The 3,385-nt window shown below is 67.7% G+C and carries 4 protein-coding genes; 2 read left to right on the top strand and 2 right to left on the bottom strand.

Annotated elements, in window-relative coordinates:
• Positions 1 to 90: 90 nt before the first annotated feature.
• Entirely contained in the window at positions 91 to 324 is a 234-nt protein-coding gene (locus tag ETD96_RS42800; protein WP_138642190.1) for a hypothetical protein, read from the bottom strand.
• 718 nt (positions 325 to 1,042) lie between these two features.
• Complete coding sequence (locus ETD96_RS42795) at positions 1,043 to 1,750, bottom strand: bleomycin resistance protein (RefSeq protein WP_138642189.1); 708 nt, start codon at positions 1,748 to 1,750, stop codon at positions 1,043 to 1,045.
• Positions 1,751 to 1,982: 232 nt separating this feature from the next.
• On the opposite strand from ETD96_RS42795, the gene ETD96_RS42790 reads away from it, so the two are divergent.
• Positions 1,983 to 2,843 (top strand): dioxygenase family protein, encoded by an 861-nt coding sequence (locus ETD96_RS42790; protein WP_138642188.1) that lies wholly within the window; start codon positions 1,983 to 1,985, stop codon positions 2,841 to 2,843.
• A gap of 20 nt (positions 2,844 to 2,863) precedes the next feature.
• Positions 2,864 to 3,223: a hypothetical protein gene (locus ETD96_RS42785; protein WP_138642187.1), complete on the top strand. Its 360-nt coding sequence runs from the start codon at positions 2,864 to 2,866 to the stop codon at positions 3,221 to 3,223.
• Positions 3,224 to 3,385 lie beyond the last annotated feature (162 nt).

Genomic DNA, 3,385 nt, shown 5'->3' with positions numbered 1-3,385 from the left:
GCCTTGGGGCGGCTTGGGGCCGGGATGGGTGGTGCAGGTGGCTGGGGCGTTCGGGTGCTGGAGGCGCTTGGGTCCCGGGTGGACGGGAGGTCAGGCTGAGAAGATGTGCCGGAGGCGCCAGTTGTTCTGGTCACGGCCGAGCTCCGCGACGGCCACGCCCTCGGCGCCGGTGACCCTTACCCGGTAGACCCTGCCCTCGTGGGGCGTGCCGTAGGTCTTCAGCACCTTCTCCACCGCGTAGCGCGCTCCTCGCCACTCGTACGCGGTGAGCCGTCCCGCCGGGTCGTGCTCCGTCCGGACCGGCTCGTTCAGCAAGTGCCCCATGCTGGGAGAGTAGCACGCGTTCGAACTGATGTTCGCAGGTCGGGCGGCTCTTTACGGTGCTGAGACCAGGCCGGTGAAGTGACTTGAAGCCCTGCCGCGCCGGGCGTGACGCGGGGGCCGGCCAGCGTCGGGTGCCGGTACGGAATCTACGGCGTGCGTGCGCCATGTAGATGGCAACACGCCCTGCGGCCGATCTCGTCCCGCGGTCGGGGACGTCCAGCACGGGACGAACTCGTTCTGGGGCCTGCGTGCGGGCGGCGGACAGGGTTTGGAGGCGGTCATCCACAGGCTGTGGGAAAACTCTGCGCACATCTTCTCCCCCCTTGCAGCAGGCTGTCCGGAGGCCGCGTCCACAGGCGGATCCCCAGAACAGCCGGGCTTTCCACGGTCTGCACGGCGCGTCTGACGCCGTTCCCTCCATCGTCCACAAGGTCGGGCCGCCGATCACAGAATCCACAACCTGTGGATAACTTCCGTGCACAACCTGGGTGCGACCGGCCGACTCTGCGTCCACCATTCTTCCCCAGGTCGCCCCCAACCGGTGCGACCAGTTGTCCACGTCGTGGAAAACCCGCTGACCAGGGAGAAGGGCCATCCTCGGGCACCTTTGCCCACACCCCGTTCACAGCCTGTGGGTGAAGGTCCTCCACAAGCACGTCGCGTCGGTGGACAACACTGCCCACCGGAAATCCCCAGCTGTGTCCCCAGCCGAGAGCCCTCAGGCAGGGAGAGCGTCCTCTAGGTCGGCGAGGCGCCGTAGATCGTCTACCTGGGCGGACGGGTCCTCGACCGAAACGCTGCGGGCATCGGTGAGGAGCGTGCGCGCGCGGGCCCAGTCCTCCATGTGGACGGCGGCGTCAGCTCGCAGGACCAAGGCTCTGAGTCGTTCGGACGGGGTCAGGGGCTCGTCCGAGTTCAGCAGGTGGTCAAGGATCCGGGCCGCGGCACGATGGTCCCCCTTCGAGTCGCCGCCGAGCAGGGCGGCCATGTGGAGTGCCTTGGCCACCGGCTCGGTCGGTATGGGCGCGTGCTCCAGGTCGTCCGAGATCGGCTGGCCGATGCGGAGTTGGAGCCCGTCCGGGTCACTGAGAAGGAACTGCCGGACCCCGTAAGTCATGTCCCGCACCGCGCTGATCCTGGGAAGCCCCCGCGTGGGAACCCGGCCGAGCGACTTCTTGAGCCCGCCTCGGAACGCGTCATACAGGTCGTCCACGGCCGTGGTGGTGACGTAACACATGTTCATGGACGCCGCCGGGTCGTGTTTCCGCCACCCGAAGAAATGCAGCTCGAGGTCGCCCCGCCGGACCCCGAGATAGGGGTTGGGACGCGTCTGCCAGGACGTCTGCTCGAAGCCGAGGGCCCGGTAGAACTCCCAGGAAGCCTCGATCGAGCGGCACGGAAAGATCGGGATCGCCTTCTCGCTCATGCCCGGAGCGTAAGTCCGGTCGGCGCGCATAGTCAAACTTGACTACCGCCGATTCCAGGTCGGCGACGAGTCGGCCGTACGTGCGAGGCCGCCGCAGAGGATGATGATGTTGCTGCGTCATCGTGGGCCGAGGCCGGCGCCGCATCCGCGGGAAGATTCCGCCGCCGGCCCGAGGGCGAATCAGCCGCGAGAGTTTTCCACAGACTGTGGACAATGGAGGCCGGGAGGCATCGTGGACTTCAACGAGCACACCGCGACGGAGGCCGTCCAGAACAGTTTCCGCGAGACCCCGGACCCGCGCCTCCGGGAACTGCTCGACGCGCTCACCCGCCACGTGCACGCATTCGTCCGTGAAACCAGGCCGTCCGTCCGGGAGTGGGAGCAGGCGATCGAGTTCCTCACCGCCGTGGGGCAGACCTGCACTGACACACGGCAGGAATTCGTCCTGCTGTCGGACGTGCTGGGCGTCTCAATGCTCGTGGAGACCCTCAACGAGCAAGAAGGGGGGACGGAGAGCACCGTCCTGGGGCCCTTCCACATGGTCGAATCGCCGCAGCACGCGCTGGGCGACAGCATCGATCTGGTGGGCGAAGCCGAACCCTGCGTGGTGTCCGGACGCGTCCTCAACGCCGATGGAGCGCCGCTGCCGCACGCGCAGGTCGATGTCTGGCAGTGCGATGAGAAGGGCTTCTACGACGTCCAGCAGCCCGGTTCGCAACCGCCCGGCAACGGCCGCGGGCTTTTCCGGACCGACGCCGAGGGACGCTTCCGTTTCCGCACCGTCCTGCCCAGCCATTACCCGATCCCCACGGACGGCCCGGTCGGTCGGCTGCTCAATGCGACCCGCCGGCATCCCTACCGTCCCGCCCACATCCATTTCATCGTCCAGGCGGACGGGTACGTGCCACTGACGACGCACATCTTCGTCGCGGGAAGCCCCTATCTGGACTCCGACGCCGTCTTCGCCGTCAAGCAGAGCCTCATCGTCGACTTCGCCCGCTCGGACGACGAGGAGGCCGCTGAGCGCGCCGGCGTCCGGGCGCCCTTCCGCCACGCCGAGTTCGACCTCGTCCTGAGCAGTGAACCGGCATAACGCATCGGCAGAATGTGCGGATGTCCACCATGACCCTCTGGCGTCCGGTCGGTCCCGCCGAGCTGGAGCTGCTGCGCGCCGCGGACTGGCGTGCCTGGCCCCCGCGCCTCCCCGACCAGCCGATCTTCTATCCGGTCCTCAACGAGGAGTACGCGATCAAGATCGCCCGCGACTGGAACGTCGCCGCGCACGGCTCGGGCTTCGTGACGAGGTTCCAGGTGGACGCGGCCTTCGCCGAGCGCTACCCCGTACGCCAGGCCGGCGGCCGCACCATCCTGGAACTCTGGGTCCCGGCCGAGGAACTGGAGGAGTTCAACGAGCACATCGTCGGCCGGATCGAAGTAGTCCACGAGTTCCACACAACGAAACCCGCCACCTGACCCCACTTATCCACAACCTGTGGAGAACCCCACCCGCACCTCTGGATAAGCCCCATCGCTCACAGGCCCCACAGGCGGCAACGCGCCACGCAATTCAGAGCACCACAATGTGACGCAAGGCACAGGACCCCGCTAGCCGCAACCGGCAGGGGGGCGTGGGGG

Origin of the sequence: Actinomadura geliboluensis (assembly GCF_005889745.1) — a bacterium.
In the GTDB taxonomy this organism is placed as follows: domain Bacteria; phylum Actinomycetota; class Actinomycetes; order Streptosporangiales; family Streptosporangiaceae; genus Spirillospora; species Spirillospora geliboluensis.
This window is presented reverse-complemented; position numbering and strand designations above follow the sequence as displayed.

Excerpts from the sequence above, each read along its gene's own strand:
- ETD96_RS42800 (WP_138642190.1), bottom strand. The coding sequence starts at position 324 with ATGGGGCACTTGCTGAACGAGCCGGTCCGGACGGAGCACGACCCGGCG.
- ETD96_RS42795 (WP_138642189.1), bottom strand. The coding sequence starts at position 1,750 with ATGAGCGAGAAGGCGATCCCGATCTTTCCGTGCCGCTCGATCGAGGCT.
- ETD96_RS42785 (WP_138642187.1), top strand. The coding sequence starts at position 2,864 with ATGTCCACCATGACCCTCTGGCGTCCGGTCGGTCCCGCCGAGCTGGAG.